The sequence below is a fragment of the Pseudomonas sp. WMBT8 genome, from assembly GCF_050916005.1.
GTDB lineage: Bacteria > Pseudomonadota > Gammaproteobacteria > Pseudomonadales > Pseudomonadaceae > Aquipseudomonas.
The window spans coordinates 5,266,330-5,286,411 of the sequence record NZ_CP188096.1 but is presented as its reverse complement, the minus strand read 5'-3'; the positions used below and the strand labels follow the sequence as shown (position 1 = coordinate 5,286,411).

Below are 20,082 nucleotides of genomic sequence, written 5' to 3'. Positions count from 1 at the left end.
TGGGTGCCTGGTGGCCCGTGTTGCTCTCTGGTTTTTCGCCGGCAAGCCGGCTCCTACAGGTTCAGGGCGTTTCGGCCGGGGTATGCATGCGGTCCCGCTTGGCCAGCGTCGGGAACAGCTTGATCCATACCCCCGTCACCACCAGCGTCCCGACCCCGCCCAATACCACGGCTGGCACTGTGCCCAGCCAGTGGGCGGTGACGCCGGATTCAAATTCGCCCAACTGATTGGACGCCCCAATAAACAGCCCATTGACCGCACTGACCCGCCCGCGCATTTCATCGGGGGTTTCCAGTTGCACGAATGAGGCGCGGATCACCATGCTGATCATGTCTGCCGCCCCCAGCACCACCAGCACCGCCAGCGAAAACCAGAACGAGGTGGACAGGCCGAACGCGATGGTCGCTACGCCAAATACCCCGACAGCGGTAAACATCACGCGGCCCACATGCCGGTCCACGGCAAACCGCGCTAGCCACAATGACATCAACAGCGCCCCAACCGCCGGCGCCGAGCGCAGCAGCCCAAGGCCCCAGGGGCCGGTCAGCAGGATGTCCTTGGCAAACACCGGCAGCAACGCCGTGGCGCCGCCCAACAGCACGGCGAACAGGTCCAGGGAAATCGCCCCGAGGATGTCCGGCCGGCTGCGGATAAAACGAATCCCCGCGAGCAGCGAGTCCAGGGTGGCCTTGCCCTTGTTCAGTGGGGTCTGCCGCGCGGGCAGGTTGAGGGTGAGCATGCAGGCAATCAGGTACAGCAGCACCGTCGGGCCATACACCCAGGCGCTGCCGAAGGCATAGAGCAAGCCGCCCAGGGCCGGCGCGACGATGGTTGCCGATTGCTGGGCCGACTGCGCCGCCGCCACTGCCCGTGGAAACAGGGCACTGGGCACGATGCTCGGCAACAGCGCCTGGGTGGTGGGCAGTTCGAAGGAGCGGGCTGCGCCCAGCAGGAAGGCGAGGATAAAAATCATCTCGCGGGTGACATTGTCCGTCAGGCTGCCGATGACCAGGGCCAGGGCGATCAACGCCTGCAACGTCTGGCAAATGGCGGCGACCCTGCGCCGTTCGTAACGGTCGGCCACATGCCCGGTGTGCAGCATGAACAGCACCCGTGGGACAAATTCCACCAGGCCCACCAAGCCCAGGTCCAGCACGTTGCCGGTCAGTTGGTAGAGGTTCCAGCCGATGGCCACGGTGAGCATCTGGAAGCCGCTGGCGGTAAAAATCCGGGCCAGCCAGAACGCGATAAAAGGGCGGTGATGACGTAACAGCAGCGGGGTTTCACTGGGCATCGGCAAGGACTGGACTGAACCTGGGAAGTGCCGAGGTTAGCATCAAGCTGTAACAAATAGTTGCTGCCAGGCAAATATCCTTAGCAAGGCATCTATTTGGCTGAGTCAACCTGTCACGCGGCAAAAGACCACACAGTCCAACCTGGAAAATGGGACTACTCTTTCAACGATGCTTGATCCAGATCAATGCCGATTGCAGCGTTGGTGTGGGGGTCAAGAAGCCAGAATCCCTACGTGGTTGGTAAAAAAAGAACGAATTGCAATTCGCCACACTCCATATCCGTGGGAGCAGTGGGTGCAGGCCTCCCTGCCTGTAGCCGGTATTACCTGACAGAGGAAGACTTATGTTCGGTTTGGAGGCGCTAGATCTCGCCCGAATTCAATTCGCATTCACCATCTCGTTCCATATCCTGTTCCCGGCCATCACCATTGGCCTGGCCAGTTACCTCGCGGTACTGGAGGGCCTGTGGCTCAAGACCCACAACGATACCTACCGTGACCTCTACCATTTCTGGTCGAAGATCTTTGCCGTCAACTTCGGCATGGGGGTGGTCTCGGGCCTGGTCATGGCCTATCAGTTCGGTACCAACTGGAGCCGCTTCTCGGACTTCGCCGGCTCTGTCACGGGGCCGTTGCTGACCTATGAAGTGCTCACCGCGTTCTTCCTCGAAGCGGGCTTCCTTGGGGTGATGCTGTTTGGCTGGAACAAGGTCGGGCGCAAGCTGCACTTCTTTGCCACGGTGATGGTGGCCGTCGGTACGCTGATCTCGACCTTCTGGATCCTCGCCTCCAACAGCTGGATGCAGACGCCACAAGGCTTTGAAATCATCGACGGCCGGGTGATCCCCACCGATTGGCTGGCCGTGATCTTCAACCCTTCGTTCCCCTATCGCCTGGCGCACATGGCCACGGCGGCGTTTGTCGCCACCGCGTTTTTTGTCGGCTCGTCGGCGGCCTGGCATCTGCTGCGGGGCAAGGACAACCCGGCGATCCGCACCATGCTGTCGATGGCGATGTGGATGGCCCTGATCGTCGCGCCGATCCAGGCGGTGATCGGTGACTTCCATGGCCTCAACACCCTCAAGCACCAGCCGGCGAAAATTGCGGCGATTGAAGGCCACTGGGAAAACATCGGCAATGAGCCGACCCCGCTGATCCTGTTCGGCTGGCCGGACATGAAGGAAGAGCGCACCAAGTACAAGGTAGAAATCCCCTACCTGGGCAGCCTGATCCTCACCCACTCCCTGGACAAGCAAGTGCCGGCCCTCAAGGAGTTCCCGCCTGAGGATCGTGCCAACTCGACCATCGTGTTCTGGTCGTTCCGGGTCATGGTCGGCCTGGGCATGCTGATGATCTTCACCGGCCTGTTCAGCCTCTGGCTGCGCAAGGGCGACAGGCTGTACACCAACAAACCGTTCCTGTACCTGGCGCTATGGATGGGCCCGTCGGGGTTGATTGCGATCCTGGCCGGCTGGTTCACCACCGAAATCGGGCGCCAGCCCTGGGTGGTCTACGGCTTGATGCGCACGGCGGACGCCTCTTCCAACCACAGCGTGGTGCAGATGAGCATCACCCTGGCGCTGTTTGTGGTGGTGTACTTCGCCCTGTTCGGCGCAGGCCTTGGCTACATGATGCGCCTGGTGCGCAAAGGCCCGGTCACCCACGACAGCACCGAACCGGCCCACGGTGGCCCCGGGCAGCAACGCACCCCGGCGCGTCCATTGTCGGCAGCCGATGACAGCGGCGACGCCGATCACGGCGACACTCTGAACAAGGGGAATTGAGTCATGGGTATTGATCTTCCGCTGATCTGGGCCGTGATCATCATCTTCGGCATCATGATGTACGTGGTCATGGATGGCTTTGACCTGGGGATCGGCATTCTCTTCCCGTTTATCCCGGGCAAGACTGACCGCGACGTGATGATGAATACCGTCGCCCCGGTGTGGGACGGCAACGAAACCTGGCTGGTGCTGGGGGGCGCGGCATTGTTTGGCGCCTTCCCGTTGGCCTACTCGGTGGTGCTCTCGGCGCTGTACCTGCCGCTGATCCTGATGCTGATCGGCCTGATCTTCCGTGGCGTGGCCTTTGAGTTCCGCTTCAAGGCCAAGGATGACAAGCGCCACTTGTGGGACAAGGCGTTTATCGGCGGCTCGCTGGCGGCGACCTTCTTCCAGGGCGTGGCGCTGGGGGCATTCATTGAAGGCATTCCGGTGGTTGACCGCCAGTTCGCCGGCGGCTCATTGGACTGGTTCTCGCCATTTGCCCTGTTCTGCGGTGTGGCCTTGATCGTGGCCTATGCCCTGCTGGGCTGCACCTGGCTGATCATGAAGACCGAAGGCAAGCTGCAAGAGCAGATGCACAACCTGGCGCGGCCCCTGGCGTTCGTCGTGTTGGCGGTGATTGGCATCGTCAGTATCTGGACGCCCCTGGCCCACCCGGACATCGCCTCGCGCTGGTTCACCCTGCCGAACCTGTTCTGGTTCCTGCCGGTGCCGATCCTGGTGCTGGTGACCATGTATGCGCTGGTGCGTGCCGTGGCCCGCAATGCCCATTACGCGCCGTTCCTGCTGACGCTGGTGTTGATCTTCCTCGGCTACAGCGGCCTGGGCATCAGCCTGTGGCCGAACATCATCCCGCCGTCGGTGTCGATCTGGGATGCCGCCGCGCCGCCGCAAAGCCAGGGCTTCATGCTGGTGGGTACGCTGTTCATCATCCCGTTCATCCTGGGCTACACCTTCTGGAGCTACTACGTGTTCCGCGGCAAGGTGACCCATGAAGATGGCTATCACTAGGAGGCTTGAACCATGACCGGTAAACCTTCACTGGACGATATCGAACAGGCCGAGAAAAAGCCGCTGTGGCAACGCCTGGGCTGGTTGGCAATGATCTGGACCGGCAGCGTCCTGGCCCTGTTCGTGGTGGCCAGCCTGATGCGCATGTTCATGAACGCCGCGGGCCTGAGCACTCACTGACATCCCATGCAGTCTTGACCCTCCTTTAATGGAGGGTTTTTTTTGCCTGTGTTATTTGCGGGCCTTGAGAATCACGAACTTTGGTGTCGCCGCCACCTGCTCCACACCACGGAACAGGCGCGCCAGCTTGCTGTGATAACCCAGGTGGCGGTTGCCGACGATGTACAACGCGCCGCCGACTACCAGCGCTTCGCGGGCCTGCTGGAACATGCGCCATGCAAGGAAATCCCCCACCACCTGCTGCTGGTGGAACGGCGGGTTGCATAGCACCACGTCCAACGATTGCGGCTCCTGGTCCGCCAGGCCGTCGCCGGGGCGAATTATCACGGGCCGCTCACCCAGGGCCGCGCGCCAGTTTTCGGCGGCCGACTGTACGGCCATATAGGACTCGTCCACCAAGGTGTACTGCGCCTCGGGGTTGTGCAGGGCGCTGGCAATCGCCAGCACGCCGTTGCCGCAACCCAGGTCAGCCACGCGGGCATTCCCCAGGTTGTGCGGCAGATGGGGCAGGAAGGCACGGGTGCCGATATCCAGGCCTTCGCGGCAGAACACATTGGCGTGGTTGAGTAGCTCGATGGCCGGCGCGTCCAGGCGATAACGCGTGGGGTAGGGCGATACGACGCGAGGGCGATCAGCCAGGGTGGCGATCAGCAACCTGGCCTTTTTCACCGCCAGCGACGCGTGCATCGGCCCGATGTAACGCTCCAGCAGTTCACCGGCGGCGCGGGGCAGGTGCTTGACCATGGCCCCCGCGATCACTTCGGCACCTGGCGCCAATTGGTCCTGCAGGCGGATCAATTGTTCTTCGAGCAGCGCCAGGGTTTTTGGTACCCGGATCAGTACCCGATCGAAGGGCCCGCTGGGCACCTGGCTGGCAGGCACGAACGAAAGGGCATCGAAGGCCTTGCCATTGCGCATCAGGTTTTTTTGCAGGGCCTGGGCGCCGAGGAATGAATCGCCGCTGCTGGTGACATGCACATGCCCCTCAAAGCTGGCCGCCAATGCCCCAAAACTGTCATTGAGCACCAGTACGCGGGTGCTGCTGGCCGGTTGCTGCTCGGCCAGGTAGGCAAGCAGATACTCGTCGGCCGCATCGAAGGCTTGCAGCGGTTCGTTTTGCTGCTCGGGCTGGCGGATCAGGTCGAGTTGGGCGAAGGGGCTATCGAGCAGGGGCATGGCGGGGGGAACTCTGGATAATCGACGGGTGTTCCGGGCCTGGCGCGGAACCTTCTGAGTGGACTGCGACGCGGGCGTTGACGAGCGGCGTCATCACTCAGAACTGGCCGTAAATGTTACGTTTTTTTCCGGCGGATTACATTCGGTGTTTTCAACATGGGGGGGCGCGGGCTGTACTCAAAAAAGGCCGTGTTTGACTGCCGTGATCACCGCGGCAATCTTATTGCTCACCCCCAGCTTGCGCATCGCACTGCTGATATGAAAACCGACAGTGCGCTCGGACAGGCAGAGAATTGTCGCGATATCGGCAGCTGTCTTGCCCAGTGCCGACCATTGCAGGATTTCGGTCTCGCGACTGGTGAGCTTGGTGGGGCACTGGCAGGCCGGCTCCTTGGCATAGGCCTGGGCCGCGACGGTATGCAAGGCATGGCAGATCCACAAGACCTGGCCGGCTTTCTCATACAGTTCCTGGGCTTGCACCGGTTCCTGGCGTCGTCCCAGGTTGATCATGCTGAAAAAGCCACGGAAGTCATGCACCGACTGCGCCCAGCCAAAATTGAGACCCTGGGCTTGCAAGTGAACCCACATGTCCGGCACTGCAGAGTAGGTTTTTTCTTCCCAGACGATGGGCAGTACATCGCGTTTGCAGTGGCTGACCAGCGGGTCCATATCGAAGTAATGTTCTGTTTTGTAGAGAGTGTTCCATTCACTTGGATAATTATTGAGGTGGATGTTCTTGAATGGCTGATAAACCGCATTGGAGCCCATCATAAAACCGCAATATTCAAAGCCCAGCTCATAGGTAATGTTCAGAGCAGCCTCGAACATAGTCGTCACCTCATCCTCACCTTCTAGTTTGGGTAGACGTGTGTTGCGCCAGTTGACCATTGGTAAATCTCCATGAGTCGCACACTGATTGTTCGCAACGCGGTCCCCTTAGCGTTACCGAATCGAGTGTAGGACAGCATGTAAAACCCAGATGGGAATTTTCGCACTTAGCGTTGCGTTTTTTAGTAGAACTGATTGATACCCATGGTCCTGGGCGCGCGGGCGGGGGGGCTGATGATGTGAGTGAATTTCTTTGTCATTCATTTGCTTAGGGCAGGGTTGCGATACAGTTTATGAATTTTCATGTAGGGGTTATGAGTAGGACTTAATAGCCAAATGGTTTGAATTGAAGGCAGATGGCCATCTTTTCTGTATTGGTCAGTGGAGGCACGCAGGATGTCACTACAAACCAACGGTGTTTCCAGGCGTCGCTTTGGGGGACACTAGGGGTTACCTGTAGACCGGAGCCCCCCATGACGGCCAGTGCGGAAAAATTCACACGCCAGACCCTGATCGATGTGCAGTCGTTGACCCCCAGCCTGTTTACCCTGCGTACTACCCGGGACCCGGGGTTCCGTTTCACCGCCGGGCAGTTTGTTCGCCTGGGCGTGACCAAACCCGATGGCAGCCTGGTGTGGCGTGCCTATTCGGTGGTGTCGTCGCCCTTTGATGAGTTCCTGGAGTTTTTCTCTATTGTGGTGCCCGGTGGTGAGTTCACCAGTGAGCTGAGTCGCCTGCGGGTGGGCGACGAGTTGCTGGTGGAGCGCCAGGCCACCGGTTTCTTGACCCTGAATCGTTTTGTCGATGGTCGTGACCTTTGGCTGCTGGGCACCGGCACGGGGATCGCACCATTTCTGTCGATCCTGCAGGACTTTGAAGCCTGGGAAAAATTCGAGCGGATCATCCTGGTCTACAGCGCCAGGGAAGCTCGGGAGCTGGCCTACCAGACCCTGATCAAGGAATTGGGCGAGCGCGAGTACTTGAGCGAACACGCCCATAAACTCACCTACCTGCCTATCGTGACCCGTGAGCAGCGGCCGGGTGCATTGAATGGGCGGATCACGACCCTGATCGAAAATGGCGAGCTGGAGCGTGCGGCGGCCGTAGCGCTGACGCCTTTGCATTCGCGGGTGATGATTTGCGGCAATCCGCAGATGATCGATGACACCCGGCAACTGCTCAAGCAGCGTGATATGCAACTGAGCCTGGCGCGTCGGCCAGGGCAGGTGGCGGTAGAAAACTACTGGTAGAAAAAAGGCGCCCGGTCAGGGGCGCCTTTTTCTGTGGCCGACAGGTATTGCGGGTCGGCTACAGGGGCTTGTTGTTCTGGGCCTTGAGCAGATCGCGGATCTCCCCCAGCAGTTCCTCTTCCTTGGTGGGGACCGGTGGCAGGCTTGGCGCCACGGCTTCTTCACGCTTGAGACGGTTGATGGCCTTGACACCCATGAAGATCGCGAACGCGACGATCACAAAGTCAATGACGCTCTGGATGAATTTACCGTAGGCCAGGACCACCGCAGGTGCATCGCCCTGGGCTGCCTTGAGCGTTACCGCCAGGTCACCGAAGTCTACACCGCCGATCAGCAGGCCGATGGGCGGCATCACCACGTCGCCTACGAAGGACGAAACAATTTTGCCGAAGGCGGCGCCGATGATAATACCGACCGCCATGTCGACCACATTACCTTTGACCGCGAAGGCCTTGAACTCACTGATCACGCCCATAGGTTATTCCTTGTTACAGTTGAGAGGAGAGGAACTCAGTGTAAGTCAGTCTGCAGTGACTTGCTCGACACAACTGTTAACACTGTTCGTTGCAATCGACACATTAAAACGCAAATAGTTTATGGGCGCTGGTGGTTGTGACATTTGTTTCCAGTGGTTGTGAGCCACTCAAGTTGCAACGCGGCGCATGTCGAGTACTGACCCAGCGGCCCCCAAGAATGGACTGCCCCCAGCATCGTAGACATCTCCAGCCTATGCTTGGACTGAGCCGCCGAGGAAACTGCTGGGACAATGCCGTAGGTGAGTCTTTTTTCAGTAGCCTGAAAAAAGAACGCATCCGCAAGAGGATCTACAAAACCCGGGACATGGCCCGTGCCGACGTATTCGATTACATTGAGGCGTTTTACAACCGAACGCGTCGTCACAGTCACCTGGGCGGCATCAGTCCTGAGGCCTTTGAGGCTGGAAAATGTCTACGGGAGCGGGGGTAGTCCAGCATAGGCTGGAGATGTCTACGATGCCGGGGGCAGTCCAGTCCAGCCTTCGGCTCACATTAATTGCAAATGAGCTTGCATTCGACGGCGTGGGCTCGCGTTTCATCGCGACGGGCTCACGCTACCTGCAAATGAAAATCTGGGGATTCCGGCTCCCACCATTTATAGCTTTAAATCATTCAAATAGTGGATTCTTTCAATACTTTGTCTAGCCATACAAAAATTTTTTGTCGTTTCGAATGCTTGTGTTCCAGGGTCAACCATAAAGCTTTCAATGGCGCAATTTTCATTCCTTAGAATAATCCAGGCTCTCTGTGATTTTTTTATGTGTTCTTTAAGTGAAGCACCTAACATTGGATCGATTTTATACTCAGTATCTATTTTATTGTTTAGCGCTTTGTAGGTGCTATTTAATTGAATGTCTGCATCTGTATTTTTACGTTTAGAGCATTCGTATATTCCTTGGCTATCTGTACCTATATCAGAGCAAAAAACTGGCTGTGGAGATTCTGCATAACAAGCGTATGAAACAAAAAATGATAAAGTCAAAACAAATCTTATAGTCATAATGTATCCTCTACTAATATTTTCTTAAGTAATCGGCTCGTTTCCGACCTTGCTCGTACTGGTTAATGGCGGGCGTACTTTCAATGTATGAAATCATTTCCGACCTGCTATTGCGCATGCCTGATTTCATTGGGTTAGGCCCAGTAGTAAACCCCTGGTACACAAAATCAACTAGCACATCACGAATGGCCTGATCCAGGCTCACCCACTCAAGTCTTCCAACCTCAGAGGCAGTCCATTTATTATAAATAAAAACTGCTCTATCTATGTAGTCAGGGTAAACAATGTTAAACAGGCGTATTTGTTGGTCGCCTGTTATTTCGCCAATCAATGCTTGGTTGTTTCTTACAAAGTTTCTTGCGTCCAATCCTTTTAATCCATGCGCTAACGAAATTTTTCTGGCTTGCTCATTTTCTATGCCTGCTTGAGTCATATGAGCGTATATTTCGCTCTGTGTTCGACTCCCCATATCATAACCCCGACCTAAAGTTACTCCAGACAGATCATTTCCAGGCCAGTGAATGACTTTGCTATAGTACATTGAGCTTGATATATCATTCCCCTCAGCATTAAAGGTGATTTGACCAGCAAGTATCTTCGACCCAGGACCAATATAGGCGAATAGCCCCACCAACCCCACCGGATGAAAGTGATACACACCCCCCAACACTGGCAACCCAACCTTGGGCGCTACCTCATCCCACCAATTGATTTGCTTGATCCGCTCTTTCTCCGCGACCCAGTTCAGAAGTGGGGTTGAGCCGCTATGGCCCAGCACTTCGTCCAGTGCGTCCCACTTACTGGGGGTGTACTGCCACTCGCTGACGTAATAGATAATTAATTGCGCAAGTGCCTGCGCTTGCGCGGGCAAACCAATCGCTGCTTGAAGCTCTTCAGCGGTCATCTTTCCATCATGGTTACGGTCGATAATGTCGTACAGACGACACATCATCGTGCCGTTATCCGCCTTATCAGCCAAAGCCCCATGGCGCTCAACTTCCCCTTCACTGAAGCGGCTAACCGCTCGGAAGAACGAGGCCAGGTATTGCCGGGGAGCGTCGTAGTTGTGAATGATTCCATACCCCTCCCACGACCAAGGATTAACCCAAGGAGTAACCCCCACTTCTTCGCGCACCCAACCGTCGAGCAACTCGTTGTTAGCGTCATGCAGCAGCCCATCGAGGTGGTACCAGTTATAAGCTTTGCGATCAGCCGTCGCCGGGATCACGATTTTATCCGTGGCGCGCAGGCTATTGAGAAGGCTTTTAGGGACCAATAAATCGGCATCGCTGGGTGTATTGGCGGCGTTCAAGGTTGGGGGCTGCGTGGCGTTGAAACTCGCCTGATGCGTCACCACCGTGGTGCCCTTGGCCAGTTTCAGCCAGGTCTTGCCAGTGGCGGGCAGTCGATCTGCCCAAGCCCGGCTAGCTTCGATGAACAGACCCACGTCATCGGCGCTGAACACTTCCAGGTGCAGTTTCTTTTCCGGGTGCTGCGCACCGCCGTCTTGATACAACCCAAGGTGACCAATTAGCTCGCCGGCCTTGATGGCTATGGGGTGGTCGAGGACCACGATGCGGTCCGCCATCGGCGCACGCGCATCCTCCAGCGAATTGAAATGAATGTACTGGTTCACCCGCTCCAACTTGCGGAATTCGCCCTCACCACGGACCGTCACTTCCGTACCCTGTGGTAGCGTCGTAATAACGGTGCTACTGCCGTTCGCTTCAGCCCGGACGTTGAGCGACGGATTGCCCTTGGCCCGATACTCGTCCCCGGCGATGGGTTCCAAAAAATTCATGGAAAGGTAGCCGCATAACGAACCATCGGCGCTTTTCAGGCCGTCCGGTCCATTGGTGTTCTCCAGCTTGCGGTAATCCCCCTCTCCGGTAACGGTCACCTCCGCACCCCGCGGTAGGATGGCGAGCACTTTGCCCTGCTGCGCCTGGTTAAACACCTTCAGACCTCGTTGCTCTGGATGGCCTGGGAGTATGTCTGTCACCGTTGCCTTGATCCGACGGTTCTGCCCCTCGGGCCAGAACGCTGGGCGGGCTATGCCCAAGTCACGTTGGTAATCCGCCCAGCCCTGTAGGTGCATGTACAGGCTGTAGACGGTCAAGCTGGGCGGCGCATCCTGGCTGCCTTCGATTTTAGGCGGCTGGAGGTGGTGGCGCACTAGCACAAAATTACGTGAGAACGGCTTTGCTACGCACAGTTCATCGACGAAGTAGGTCGTGGTCGGTGAGTGCTCATCGATGCGATAAGCCACCACTTCGCCGTCCCCCAGGCAATGCACGCTGGACTGATCCAGGGTGTCAGCGGTGCCACCGTCAAAATGCACACCGCCGTGCCAGAGGCCATTGCGCCCCAACGGGTAGTAACCCGCCGTCGCCTTGGCCAATTGAGTTAACTGAAGCAGCGGATTGCGTCCGTCCTTGAAAGGATGGCTCCAGTTCCTCAGTGGTTGCAGGGCAGCGGTACTTGTTGGTGTCAGCACATGAGGCGGGACCTGATCTGCTTCTGACGGCACTAAATCCGGCGCACTTGACGCATAACTCGGGGCCACACGGTCACTGCTGAAGAAGTTAAAAACCTGAGATAGCACGTTAGCCATGCTGTATTTCACTCCTGCTTGTGCAATGGGGTGGGACCAAGGCACCCTGGAGCGGTGGTTATCGGAAGTAAATAGGACCTTTCCCAAAGTCACTCACTCCCAAAGGATTTGGTTGATCAGCAGGGCATTATCAGCTCGCGATTGGTTCGCAATCGCCGGAATGCACACGCTGGAAGGGCTTATGTTGGTTTTTGGCTCCATTGCTCCCCCTCCAAAACGAACGCTTGATGGGCTGTCAGTTGCAAACAATGTGAGCGCAAAGAGTCCGTCAGGCAGAATTAACCTGAGCAGAAAAAGCATTGATTGAGAACATGGCTAATTTCGATTACAAGCAGCTACAGCTAGCTAACTAAACTGATGACTCAAGTTGCAAATTAACCGTCTATTGGGTGAACCCCGTAAGCAGGATTTCGCCTGGCTCAGAATCACCAGCACAGGTGGCTCACATTCTCTGGAATGAGTGGTCACTATCACTGGAGTACACAAATAGTTTGCAAAGTGCCACCAATCGCGCGCGAAATACCCGGCATTTCAGTGTCTTACCACACTATTTTTTTAATCGGGTTGGTGTGGCTTTTCTATTTATCTTCTGGCGCCAGGATCACTAGCCTCTGGCAAGCACCCGTAAAAGTGCATTTAAAAAAACCAGAGGATTGCTTGATGAAAAACCTTATTAGCCGCAGGTCTATTGCTGCGCGCAATCTGCTATTGATTGCCAGTACCAGTTTGTTGTCGTTGTCGGTCAGTGCCGCCAACCTCACTCGCGATAATGGCGCGGCCGTGGGTGACAACCAGAACTCGCAGACCGCCGGCGCCAACGGCCCGGTCCTGCTGCAAGATGTACAACTGATCCAGAAGCTGCAACGCTTTGACCGTGAACGCATCCCGGAGCGTGTGGTGCACGCCCGTGGCACCGGCGCCCACGGTACCTTCACCGTCACCGACAACCTCAGCGACCTGACCAAGGCCAAAGTGTTTGCCGCCGGTGAGGCCACGCCGGTATTTGTGCGGTTCTCTGCTGTAGTGCACGGCAACCACTCCCCGGAAACCCTGCGCGACCCACGCGGCTTCGCCACCAAGTTCTATACCGCCGAAGGTAACTGGGACTTGGTCGGCAATAACTTCCCGACCTTCTTTATCCGCGACGCGATCAAGTTCCCGGACATGGTCCATGCCTTCAAGCCGGACCCGCGCACTAACCTGGATGATGACTCCCGGCGTTTTGACTTCTTCTCCCATGTTCCCGAGTCCACCCGCACCCTCACTGAGTTGTATTCGGACTCCGGCACCCCCGCCAGTTATCGGGAGATGGACGGCAATGGCGTACATGCCTACAAGTTGATCAACGCCAAGGGTGAAGTGCACTACGTCAAGTTTCACTGGAAGAGCCTGCAGGGCATCAAGAACCTGGACCCCAAACAAGTTGTCGAGGTCCAGGGCCGTGATTACAGCCATATGACTAACGACCTGGTTACTCATATCAACAAGGGCGACTTCCCCAAGTGGGACTTGTATGTGCAAGTGCTCAAGCCCGAAGAACTGGCCAAGTTTGATTTCGACCCACTGGACGCCACCAAGATCTGGCCCGATGTTCCCGAGCGCAAAGTCGGGCAAATGGTGCTGAACCGCAACCCCGGCAACGTGTTCCAGGAAACCGAGCAAGTGGCCATGGCCCCGGCGAACCTGGTACCGGGTATCGAGCCGTCGGAAGACCGCATGCTGCAAGGTCGGGTGTTCTCCTACGCCGATACGCAGATGTATCGCCTGGGCGCCAATGCCCTGCAACTGCCGATCAACGCTCCACGGGTCACCGTCAACAACGGTAACCAGGATGGCGCGATGAACGTCGGCAAGACCAGCACTGGCGTGAACTATCAGCCAAGCCGCCTGGTACCCCGGGAAGAGCCGCAAAGCGCGCGTTACAGCCAGATGCCCCTGGCCGGCAGCACCCAGCAAGCGAAGATCCAGCGTGAGCAGAACTTCAAGCAGGCGGGCGATTTGTATCGGTCCTACAACAAGAAGGAACGCCAGGACTTGATCGACAACTTTGGCGGCTCCCTGGCGACCTCGGATGACGTCAGCAAACACATCATCCTGTCGTTCCTCTACAAAGCTGACCCGGAGTACGGCACGGGCGTGGCCAAAGTAGCCAAGGGTGACCTGGCGCGAGTCAGGGCGCTGGCTGAAAAGCTGACGGACTAACGGCACATCTCCCTGTAGGAGCTGGCTTGCCGGCGATGAGGTCGCTGAAGACGATGGTGATCTTTGGGGGGCCATCGCCGGCAAGCCGGCGCCTACAAGGGACCTGCAGAGGATGTTGATTATGCGTAGTTTTATAGGGGCCCTACTGGCCTGCTGGTCCTTGAGCGTATTCGCCGACCCACAGGCCCTCAAGGCGCAGTTACAGGATTACTACTTCGACGCCGCCCGACGTGGCGACGTGGAAATGCTCAAGACTTTTATCGAATCCGGTTATTCCCTCAATACCGTCGATGGCAAGGGCTACACCGCACTGATCCTCGCCGCCTACCACGGCCAGGCCCCTGCTGTGGAACAACTGTTGGCGGCCGGTGCCGATGCCTGTGTCCAGGACAATCGCGGCAATACAGCGCTGATGGGCGCGATCTTCAAGGGCGAGTTGAGCATTGCCCAGCGTTTGCTGGGTACCGCCTGCAACCCCGACCAACGCAACGGCGCCGGACAGACGGCGGCGATGTACGCGGGGCTGTTCAAGCGCGTCGAACTGCTCGATGCACTCAAGGCCCAGGGCGCCGACCTGAATGCCGAAGACCCACTGGGCAACAGCGCTACACGATTGGCCAACGGTGAAATCCGTACCGCAGCGCCGCGCTGAGCTATCATCGCGGTTTTTCGGTTGGAGATTCTCAGATGGCAAAGGCCAAGCGCATGTATGGCTGCACGGAGTGCGGCGCGACCTTTCCCAAATGGGCGGGCCAGTGTGGCGAATGCGGGGCGTGGAACACCCTCACTGAAACCATGATTGAAAGCGGCGGGGCTGCGGCGCCCAGCGGGCGCTCCGGTTGGACCGGGCAACAAGCCCAGATCAAGACCCTGGCAGAAGTCAGCGTCGAGGAAATTCCGCGTTTCTCCACCGCGTCCGGCGAGCTCGACCGGGTGCTCGGCGGCGGCCTAGTGGACGGCTCGGTGGTGTTGATCGGCGGCGACCCGGGTATCGGCAAGTCGACCATCCTCCTGCAGACCCTGTGCAGCATCGCCAGCCGCATGCCGGCCCTGTACGTCACCGGCGAAGAATCCCAGCAACAAGTGGCCATGCGCGCCCGCCGCCTGGGCTTGCCCCAGGACCAACTGCGGGTCATGACCGAAACCTGCATTGAAAGCATCATCGCCACCGCCCGCGTGGAAAAACCCAAGGTGATGGTGATCGACTCGATCCAGACAATCTTCACCGAGCAACTGCAATCGGCGCCGGGTGGGGTGTCCCAGGTGCGGGAAAGTGCGGCGTTGCTGGTGCGCTACGCGAAGCAAAGCGGCACGGCGATTTTCCTGGTGGGCCATGTCACCAAGGAAGGCGCGTTGGCCGGCCCGCGGGTGCTGGAGCATATGGTGGATACGGTGCTGTATTTCGAGGGTGAGTCCGATGGACGCCTGCGCCTGTTGCGGGCGGTGAAAAACCGTTTCGGCGCGGTCAACGAGCTGGGTGTGTTCGCCATGACTGACCGGGGGCTGAAAGAAGTCTCCAACCCTTCGGCGATCTTTCTTACTCGCGCCCAGGAAGAAGTACCGGGCAGCGTGGTGATGGCGACGTGGGAAGGCACCCGGCCGATGCTGGTGGAAGTCCAGGCCCTGGTGGACGACAGCCACCTGGCCAACCCGCGCCGCGTGACCCTGGGCCTGGATCAGAACCGCCTGGCGATGTTGCTGGCGGTGTTGCATCGCCATGGCGGGATTCCGACCCATGACCAGGACGTGTTCCTCAACGTGGTGGGCGGCGTCAAGGTGCTGGAAACCGCATCGGACCTGGCATTGATGGCGGCGGTGATGTCCAGCCTGCGCAATCGACCGTTGCCCCATGACCTGCTGGTATTTGGCGAAGTGGGCCTGTCGGGCGAAGTGCGCCCGGTGCCCAGCGGCCAAGAACGGCTCAAGGAAGCTGCCAAGCATGGCTTCAAGCGCGCCATCGTGCCCAAGGGCAACGCGCCGAAGGAGGCGCCGCCGGGGTTGCAGATTATTGGTGTGACCCGACTGGAACAGGCACTGGATGCTTTGTTCGAATAACCCGCAACACCACAACGCCCTGCGGGAGCGGGCAAGCCTGCTCCCACATTGATGTGTGCACATCGTCAGATGTTGAGCAGCTCGCCCAGCTCCCGATGCAGCTCCTCCTCATCCCCCAGATTGAGCTCGATCAACCTGCGCAAATGGCTGATCGAGTCCAGATCGATATGCTCGCAGACAAACCCCAGTTGCCCCTGGTCGTCATGGCTCAGCCGCACTTGCATGCGCACGTCCGTATCGGCGTCCAGGTGAATGTCCACATCAAAGGGCTCGTCACCCTTGCCCAGCCACGGCGCAGGCTTTTGCACCAGCAAGCCCTTGAGCGATAAATCCACCAGTTGCACCGGCCATTGCTGGCCGTCCTGCATGAGTTCGGTCTTGGCATCGAAGGCAATCCGCCGAAAACGGCGGCGATCTGACGGCTGGTCGCTCATGGTGAAACCCTCTGTAGATACAGGGATTGTAGCCTTGCGCCATTATCGGGCGTTTATTTCGCTTTTTTTCGCCCCGGCAAGGCTCTAGACCAACGTAGGGGGCTGGTCTTTAGGGCACAGCGCGCTAAACTCGGACTGGCTGTCTTTCTGTCCAACCTGGCTGGAATATAAAAATGAAAAATAATAATAGCCTGCTACGCCATCTACCCTGGCTGTTGCTGGCAATCGTAGGAGCGTGCGCCCTGGGCGTAGTGGCTTTGCGTCGCGGCGAGGCGATCAACGCCTTGTGGATTGTAGTCGCGGCAGTCGCCATTTATCTGGTGGCTTATCGTTACTACAGCCTGTTCATCGCAAATAATGTGATGCAACTCGATCCACGGCGGGCCACCCCCGCAGTGATCAACAACGACGGTCTGGACTATGTGCCGACCAACAAACACATTCTGTTCGGTCACCACTTCGCGGCCATCGCGGGTGCGGGACCTCTCGTCGGCCCGGTATTGGCGGCGCAGATGGGTTACCTGCCGGGTACGCTATGGCTGATTGCCGGCGTGGTGCTGGCGGGGGCCGTGCAGGATTTCATGATCCTGTTCCTGTCCACCCGTCGCAACGGCCGTTCCCTGGGGGACATGGTCCGCGAAGAGATGGGCCGCATTCCCGGGACCATCGCGCTGTTTGGCTGCTTTTTGATCATGATCATCATCCTCGCGGTGTTGTCGCTGATCGTGGTCAAGGCTCTGGCCGAAAGCCCGTGGGGCATCTTCACGGTGATGGCGACCATCCCGATCGCGATGTTCATGGGCGTCTACATGCGTTACATCCGCCCGGGCCGCATCGGCGAGATCTCGATCATTGGCGTGCTGTTGCTGCTGGGCTCGATCTGGCTGGGCGGGCAGATTGCTGCTGATCCGGTATGGGCCAAGGCATTCACCTTCACCGGGATCCAGATCACCTGGATGCTGGTCGGCTACGGATTCGTGGCTGCGGTATTGCCGGTGTGGCTGATCCTGGCCCCGCGTGACTACCTGTCTACATTCCTGAAAATCGGCACCATCATTGCCCTGGCAATCGGCATCCTGGTCACCATGCCCGACCTGAAAATGCCGGCACTGACCCAGTTTGTCGATGGCACCGGCCCGGTCTGGAAGGGCGGCCTGTTCCCGTTCCTGTTCATCACCATCGCCTGTGGCGCGGTATCGGGTTTCCACGCACTGATTTCCTCGGGCACCACGCCCAAGCTGTTGGCCAATGAAGCCCACTCGCGCTACATCGGTTATGGCGGCATGTTGATGGAGTCGTTCGTCGCCATCATGGCCATGGTTGCCGCGTCGGTGATCGAGCCAGGCGTTTACTTCGCCATGAACAGCCCTGCGGCGATTGTCGGCACCGATGTGGTGACTGTTGCGCAAACCGTCAGCAGTTGGGGCTTTGCGATTACCCCGGAAGCGCTGCAAGCGGTGGCCAATGACATCGGTGAAACCACCATCCTGGCCCGTGCCGGCGGTGCGCCGACCCTGGCGGTCGGCATCGCGCAGATCCTGCACAGCGTGCTGCCGGGTGAAAACACCATGGCGTTCTGGTACCACTTTGCGATCTTGTTCGAAGCGCTGTTCATCCTGACCGCCGTTGACGCCGGGACCCGTGCCGGGCGCTTCATGCTCCAGGATCTGCTCGGCTCCTTCGTCCCGGCGCTCAAGCGTACCGAGTCGTGGACTGCCAACCTGATCGCCACCGCCGGCTGCGTGGCGATGTGGGGCTACTTGCTGTACCAGGGCGTGATCGACCCGCTGGGTGGCATCAATACCTTGTGGCCACTGTTCGGCATCTCCAACCAGATGCTGGCCGGTATCGCGCTGATGCTCGCGACCGTTGTGCTGATCAAAATGAAGCGCCAGCGCTACATTTGGGTAACCATGCTGCCGGCTGTCTGGCTGCTGATCTGCACCGTGACCGCCGGCCTGATCAAGCTGTTCGACGCTAACCCGGCGATCGGCTTCCTGTCGTTGGCAAAAAAATACAGCGATGCGTTGGCCAACGGGCAGATCCTGGCCCCGGCGAAGAGCATCGACCAGATGCAGCACGTGATCTGGAATGCCTACACCAACGCCACGCTGACGGTATTGTTCCTGTTCGTGGTCTTCAGCATCCTGTTCTATGCGATCAAAGTCGGCGTGGCCGCCTGGGGTACCAAGGAACGTACGGATAAAGAAGCACCATTCCAAGCCATGCCGGACGCGTGATAGAGGGTTGCAAACATGTTCAATGACATTGGTCGCCTCGGTAAATACCTCGGTCAGGCAGCCCGCCTGATGGTCGGCATGCCCGACTACGACACCTACGTCGAGCATATGCAAACCAAGCACCCGGACAAGCCGATGATGGACTACAAGGCGTTCTTCCGGGAGCGCCAGGAAGCCCGTTACGGCGGCAAGGGCGGGCCCAAGTGCTGTTGAACCCATAGGCTTGGGCCTATGTGATCCCCTGTGGGAGCGGGCTTGTGTGGGAGCGGGCTTGCTCGCGATAGCATCACCTCGGTATACCAGGTAGACCGAGTTGCCTGCATCGCGAGCAAGCCCGCTCCCACACAGGCCCGCTCCCACATTTGTTTTGTGTTTCCTCAAGGAGAATATTTTGTCCTCTCCCATCCCCGTCACCGTCCTCAGCGGCTTCCTCGGCGCTGGCAAGACCACCTTGCTGCGCCACCTGCTCAAGGCCGAGCACGGCTTGAAAATCGCCGTGATCGAAAACGAATTCAGTGACGCCGGCATCGACACCCAGCTGTTGGGTGATGAACCGGTCCAAGTCATGACCCTGTCCAACGGTTGCGTGTGCTGCACCATCCACACCGACCTGACCAAGGCCCTGTACCTGCTGCTCGAACGCCTGGACAGCGGCGAAATCGCCTTCGACCGCCTGGTGATCGAATGCACCGGCCTGGCCGACCCGGCGCCGGTGGCCCAGACCTTTTTTATCGATGAAGAACTGCGCGAGCGCTATCTTCTCGACGGCATCATCACCCTGGTGGACGCGGCCCACGCCGAGCACCATCTGACCCAGACCATCGCCCAGGCGCAGATCGGCTTTGCCGACCGCCTGCTGGTGAGCAAGCGCGACCTGGTCGACGACGCCAGCTTCGAGGCCCTCAGCCAGCGCCTGAGCCGAATCAACCGTCGCGCGCCGATCCGTGTGGTGGAACATGGCAAGATCGACTTGGCTGAACTGCTGGATGTGCGCGGCTTCAACCTCAACGCAGGCATGACCTTGCGCCCGGTCAGCCAGGCGCCGTCCATCGACCGCATTTCCAGCCTGGTACTGCGCACCGACCAGCCGCTGGATATCGACCGCCTCAGCGAGTTCATGAACGAGTTGCTGGAAGAGCACGGCAAACAACTGCTGCGCTACAAGGGCGTGCTGAACATCGCCGGTGAAGATCGGCGCATGGTGTTCCAGGGCGTGCTCAAGCTCTACGGGTTCGATTGGGACACCGAATGGGCTGAAGGCGAGCCGCGGGAAAGCGTGATTGTGTTTATTGCCGATGAGTTGCCGCAAGAGAAGATTCGCGCGGGTTTCCAGCGGGTCTACCAACCCTGACTTGAAACGCGACCAGTGTAGGAGCGGGCTTGCCTGCGATAGCGGTAGACCAGTCAATGATGAGTTGGCAGACCCACTGCTATCGCAGGCAAGCCCGCTCCCACATGTTGACCGCGTTCCAACAGGC

The 20,082-nt window shown here is 58.4% G+C and carries 17 protein-coding genes and 1 pseudogene; 11 read left to right on the top strand and 7 right to left on the bottom strand.

Annotation, left to right across the window (positions count from 1 at the left end; genetic code table 11):
• Positions 1 to 61 precede the first annotated feature (61 nt).
• Complete coding sequence (locus ACO77H_RS24045) at positions 62 to 1,294, bottom strand: MFS transporter (protein WP_169951108.1); 1,233 nt, start codon at positions 1,292 to 1,294, stop codon at positions 62 to 64.
• Positions 1,295 to 1,638: 344 nt separating this feature from the next.
• Between ACO77H_RS24045 and ACO77H_RS24040 the strand changes: the two genes are divergently transcribed.
• From ACO77H_RS24040 to ACO77H_RS24030, 3 genes are read left to right on the top strand one after another with little or no spacing between them, the layout of a single operon-like run.
• Positions 1,639 to 3,078 carry a cytochrome ubiquinol oxidase subunit I gene (locus ACO77H_RS24040; RefSeq protein WP_169951106.1) on the top strand — a complete coding sequence of 480 codons (1,440 nt, stop codon included), beginning with the start codon at positions 1,639 to 1,641 and terminating at the stop codon, positions 3,076 to 3,078.
• Positions 3,079 to 3,081: 3 nt separating this feature from the next.
• Positions 3,082 to 4,089 (top strand): cytochrome d ubiquinol oxidase subunit II, encoded by a 1,008-nt coding sequence (gene cydB, locus ACO77H_RS24035; RefSeq protein WP_029292140.1) that lies wholly within the window; start codon positions 3,082 to 3,084, stop codon positions 4,087 to 4,089.
• Positions 4,090 to 4,101: 12 nt separating this feature from the next.
• The gene (locus ACO77H_RS24030; RefSeq protein ID WP_169951104.1) at positions 4,102 to 4,269 is read left to right on the top strand and encodes a DUF2474 domain-containing protein; all 168 of its coding nucleotides are present in this window, start codon (positions 4,102 to 4,104) and stop codon (positions 4,267 to 4,269) included.
• Between the two features lie 51 nt (positions 4,270 to 4,320).
• On the opposite strand, the gene ACO77H_RS24025 is transcribed toward ACO77H_RS24030, so the two are convergent.
• Positions 4,321 to 5,445 (bottom strand): methyltransferase, encoded by a 1,125-nt coding sequence (locus ACO77H_RS24025; RefSeq protein WP_432754650.1) that lies wholly within the window; start codon positions 5,443 to 5,445, stop codon positions 4,321 to 4,323.
• Between the two features lie 177 nt (positions 5,446 to 5,622).
• Positions 5,623 to 6,333 carry a helix-turn-helix transcriptional regulator gene (locus ACO77H_RS24020; RefSeq protein ID WP_169951099.1) on the bottom strand — a complete coding sequence of 237 codons (711 nt, stop codon included), beginning with the start codon at positions 6,331 to 6,333 and terminating at the stop codon, positions 5,623 to 5,625.
• Between the two features lie 413 nt (positions 6,334 to 6,746).
• Here ACO77H_RS24020 and ACO77H_RS24015 point away from each other — a divergent pair, with 413 nt between their 5' ends.
• Entirely contained in the window at positions 6,747 to 7,523 is a 777-nt protein-coding gene (locus tag ACO77H_RS24015) for a ferredoxin--NADP reductase (protein ID WP_432754649.1), read from the top strand.
• Between the two features lie 58 nt (positions 7,524 to 7,581).
• Here ACO77H_RS24015 and mscL read toward each other — a convergent pair whose 3' ends face one another.
• Positions 7,582 to 7,998, bottom strand: coding sequence for a large-conductance mechanosensitive channel protein MscL (mscL, locus tag ACO77H_RS24010; protein ID WP_169951095.1), 417 nt, complete (start codon positions 7,996 to 7,998; stop codon positions 7,582 to 7,584).
• 263 nt (positions 7,999 to 8,261) lie between these two features.
• On the opposite strand from mscL, the pseudogene ACO77H_RS24005 reads away from it, so the two are divergent.
• Positions 8,262 to 8,489: pseudogene (locus ACO77H_RS24005) on the top strand (IS3 family transposase); the annotation flags it as partial.
• Positions 8,490 to 8,654: 165 nt separating this feature from the next.
• Here the strand turns inward: ACO77H_RS24005 and ACO77H_RS24000 are convergent.
• Together ACO77H_RS24000 and ACO77H_RS23995 are read right to left on the bottom strand one after the other, a co-directional pair.
• Positions 8,655 to 9,059 carry a lysozyme inhibitor LprI family protein gene (locus tag ACO77H_RS24000; RefSeq protein ID WP_169951093.1) on the bottom strand — a complete coding sequence of 135 codons (405 nt, stop codon included), beginning with the start codon at positions 9,057 to 9,059 and terminating at the stop codon, positions 8,655 to 8,657.
• A gap of 13 nt (positions 9,060 to 9,072) precedes the next feature.
• Complete coding sequence (locus ACO77H_RS23995) at positions 9,073 to 11,673, bottom strand: hypothetical protein (protein ID WP_432754648.1); 2,601 nt, start codon at positions 11,671 to 11,673, stop codon at positions 9,073 to 9,075.
• Between the two features lie 660 nt (positions 11,674 to 12,333).
• On the opposite strand from ACO77H_RS23995, the gene katB reads away from it, so the two are divergent.
• From katB to radA, 3 genes are all read left to right on the top strand, one after another.
• Complete coding sequence (katB, locus tag ACO77H_RS23990) at positions 12,334 to 13,875, top strand: catalase KatB (RefSeq protein WP_432754647.1); 1,542 nt, start codon at positions 12,334 to 12,336, stop codon at positions 13,873 to 13,875.
• 121 nt (positions 13,876 to 13,996) lie between these two features.
• Positions 13,997 to 14,527, top strand: coding sequence for an ankyrin repeat domain-containing protein (locus ACO77H_RS23985; RefSeq protein ID WP_432754646.1), 531 nt, complete (start codon positions 13,997 to 13,999; stop codon positions 14,525 to 14,527).
• Between the two features lie 35 nt (positions 14,528 to 14,562).
• Positions 14,563 to 15,930, top strand: coding sequence for a DNA repair protein RadA (gene radA / locus ACO77H_RS23980; RefSeq protein WP_169951087.1), 1,368 nt, complete (start codon positions 14,563 to 14,565; stop codon positions 15,928 to 15,930).
• A 65-nt stretch (positions 15,931 to 15,995) separates the two neighbouring features.
• Here radA and ACO77H_RS23975 read toward each other — a convergent pair whose 3' ends face one another.
• Positions 15,996 to 16,364, bottom strand: a complete 369-nt coding sequence (locus tag ACO77H_RS23975; protein WP_170056696.1) for a PilZ domain-containing protein — start codon at positions 16,362 to 16,364, stop codon at positions 15,996 to 15,998.
• A 173-nt stretch (positions 16,365 to 16,537) separates the two neighbouring features.
• On the opposite strand from ACO77H_RS23975, the gene ACO77H_RS23970 reads away from it, so the two are divergent.
• The 3 genes from ACO77H_RS23970 to yjiA all read left to right on the top strand — a co-directional run bounded on the left by ACO77H_RS23970 (position 16,538) and on the right by yjiA (position 19,955).
• A complete protein-coding gene (locus ACO77H_RS23970; protein ID WP_169951082.1) occupies positions 16,538 to 18,604 on the top strand; it encodes a carbon starvation CstA family protein in 2,067 nt (688 codons plus the stop codon).
• 15 nt (positions 18,605 to 18,619) lie between these two features.
• Positions 18,620 to 18,817, top strand: coding sequence for a YbdD/YjiX family protein (locus tag ACO77H_RS23965; RefSeq protein ID WP_029292120.1), 198 nt, complete (start codon positions 18,620 to 18,622; stop codon positions 18,815 to 18,817).
• 178 nt (positions 18,818 to 18,995) lie between these two features.
• Positions 18,996 to 19,955: a GTPase gene (yjiA, locus tag ACO77H_RS23960; RefSeq protein WP_169951080.1), complete on the top strand. Its 960-nt coding sequence runs from the start codon at positions 18,996 to 18,998 to the stop codon at positions 19,953 to 19,955.
• Positions 19,956 to 20,082: the final 127 nt, after the last annotated feature.

Excerpts from the sequence above, each read along its gene's own strand:
- ACO77H_RS24045 (WP_169951108.1), bottom strand. The coding sequence starts at position 1,294 with ATGCCCAGTGAAACCCCGCTGCTGTTACGTCATCACCGCCCTTTTATC.
- ACO77H_RS24040 (WP_169951106.1), top strand. The coding sequence starts at position 1,639 with ATGTTCGGTTTGGAGGCGCTAGATCTCGCCCGAATTCAATTCGCATTC.
- cydB (WP_029292140.1), top strand. The coding sequence starts at position 3,082 with ATGGGTATTGATCTTCCGCTGATCTGGGCCGTGATCATCATCTTCGGC.
- ACO77H_RS24030 (WP_169951104.1), top strand. The coding sequence starts at position 4,102 with ATGACCGGTAAACCTTCACTGGACGATATCGAACAGGCCGAGAAAAAG.
- ACO77H_RS24025 (WP_432754650.1), bottom strand. The coding sequence starts at position 5,445 with ATGCCCCTGCTCGATAGCCCCTTCGCCCAACTCGACCTGATCCGCCAG.
- ACO77H_RS24020 (WP_169951099.1), bottom strand. The coding sequence starts at position 6,333 with ATGGTCAACTGGCGCAACACACGTCTACCCAAACTAGAAGGTGAGGAT.
- ACO77H_RS24015 (WP_432754649.1), top strand. The coding sequence starts at position 6,747 with ATGACGGCCAGTGCGGAAAAATTCACACGCCAGACCCTGATCGATGTG.
- mscL (WP_169951095.1), bottom strand. The coding sequence starts at position 7,998 with ATGGGCGTGATCAGTGAGTTCAAGGCCTTCGCGGTCAAAGGTAATGTG.
- ACO77H_RS24000 (WP_169951093.1), bottom strand. The coding sequence starts at position 9,059 with ATGACTATAAGATTTGTTTTGACTTTATCATTTTTTGTTTCATACGCT.
- ACO77H_RS23995 (WP_432754648.1), bottom strand. The coding sequence starts at position 11,673 with ATGGCTAACGTGCTATCTCAGGTTTTTAACTTCTTCAGCAGTGACCGT.
- katB (WP_432754647.1), top strand. The coding sequence starts at position 12,334 with ATGAAAAACCTTATTAGCCGCAGGTCTATTGCTGCGCGCAATCTGCTA.
- ACO77H_RS23985 (WP_432754646.1), top strand. The coding sequence starts at position 13,997 with ATGCGTAGTTTTATAGGGGCCCTACTGGCCTGCTGGTCCTTGAGCGTA.
- radA (WP_169951087.1), top strand. The coding sequence starts at position 14,563 with ATGGCAAAGGCCAAGCGCATGTATGGCTGCACGGAGTGCGGCGCGACC.
- ACO77H_RS23975 (WP_170056696.1), bottom strand. The coding sequence starts at position 16,364 with ATGAGCGACCAGCCGTCAGATCGCCGCCGTTTTCGGCGGATTGCCTTC.
- ACO77H_RS23970 (WP_169951082.1), top strand. The coding sequence starts at position 16,538 with ATGAAAAATAATAATAGCCTGCTACGCCATCTACCCTGGCTGTTGCTG.
- ACO77H_RS23965 (WP_029292120.1), top strand. The coding sequence starts at position 18,620 with ATGTTCAATGACATTGGTCGCCTCGGTAAATACCTCGGTCAGGCAGCC.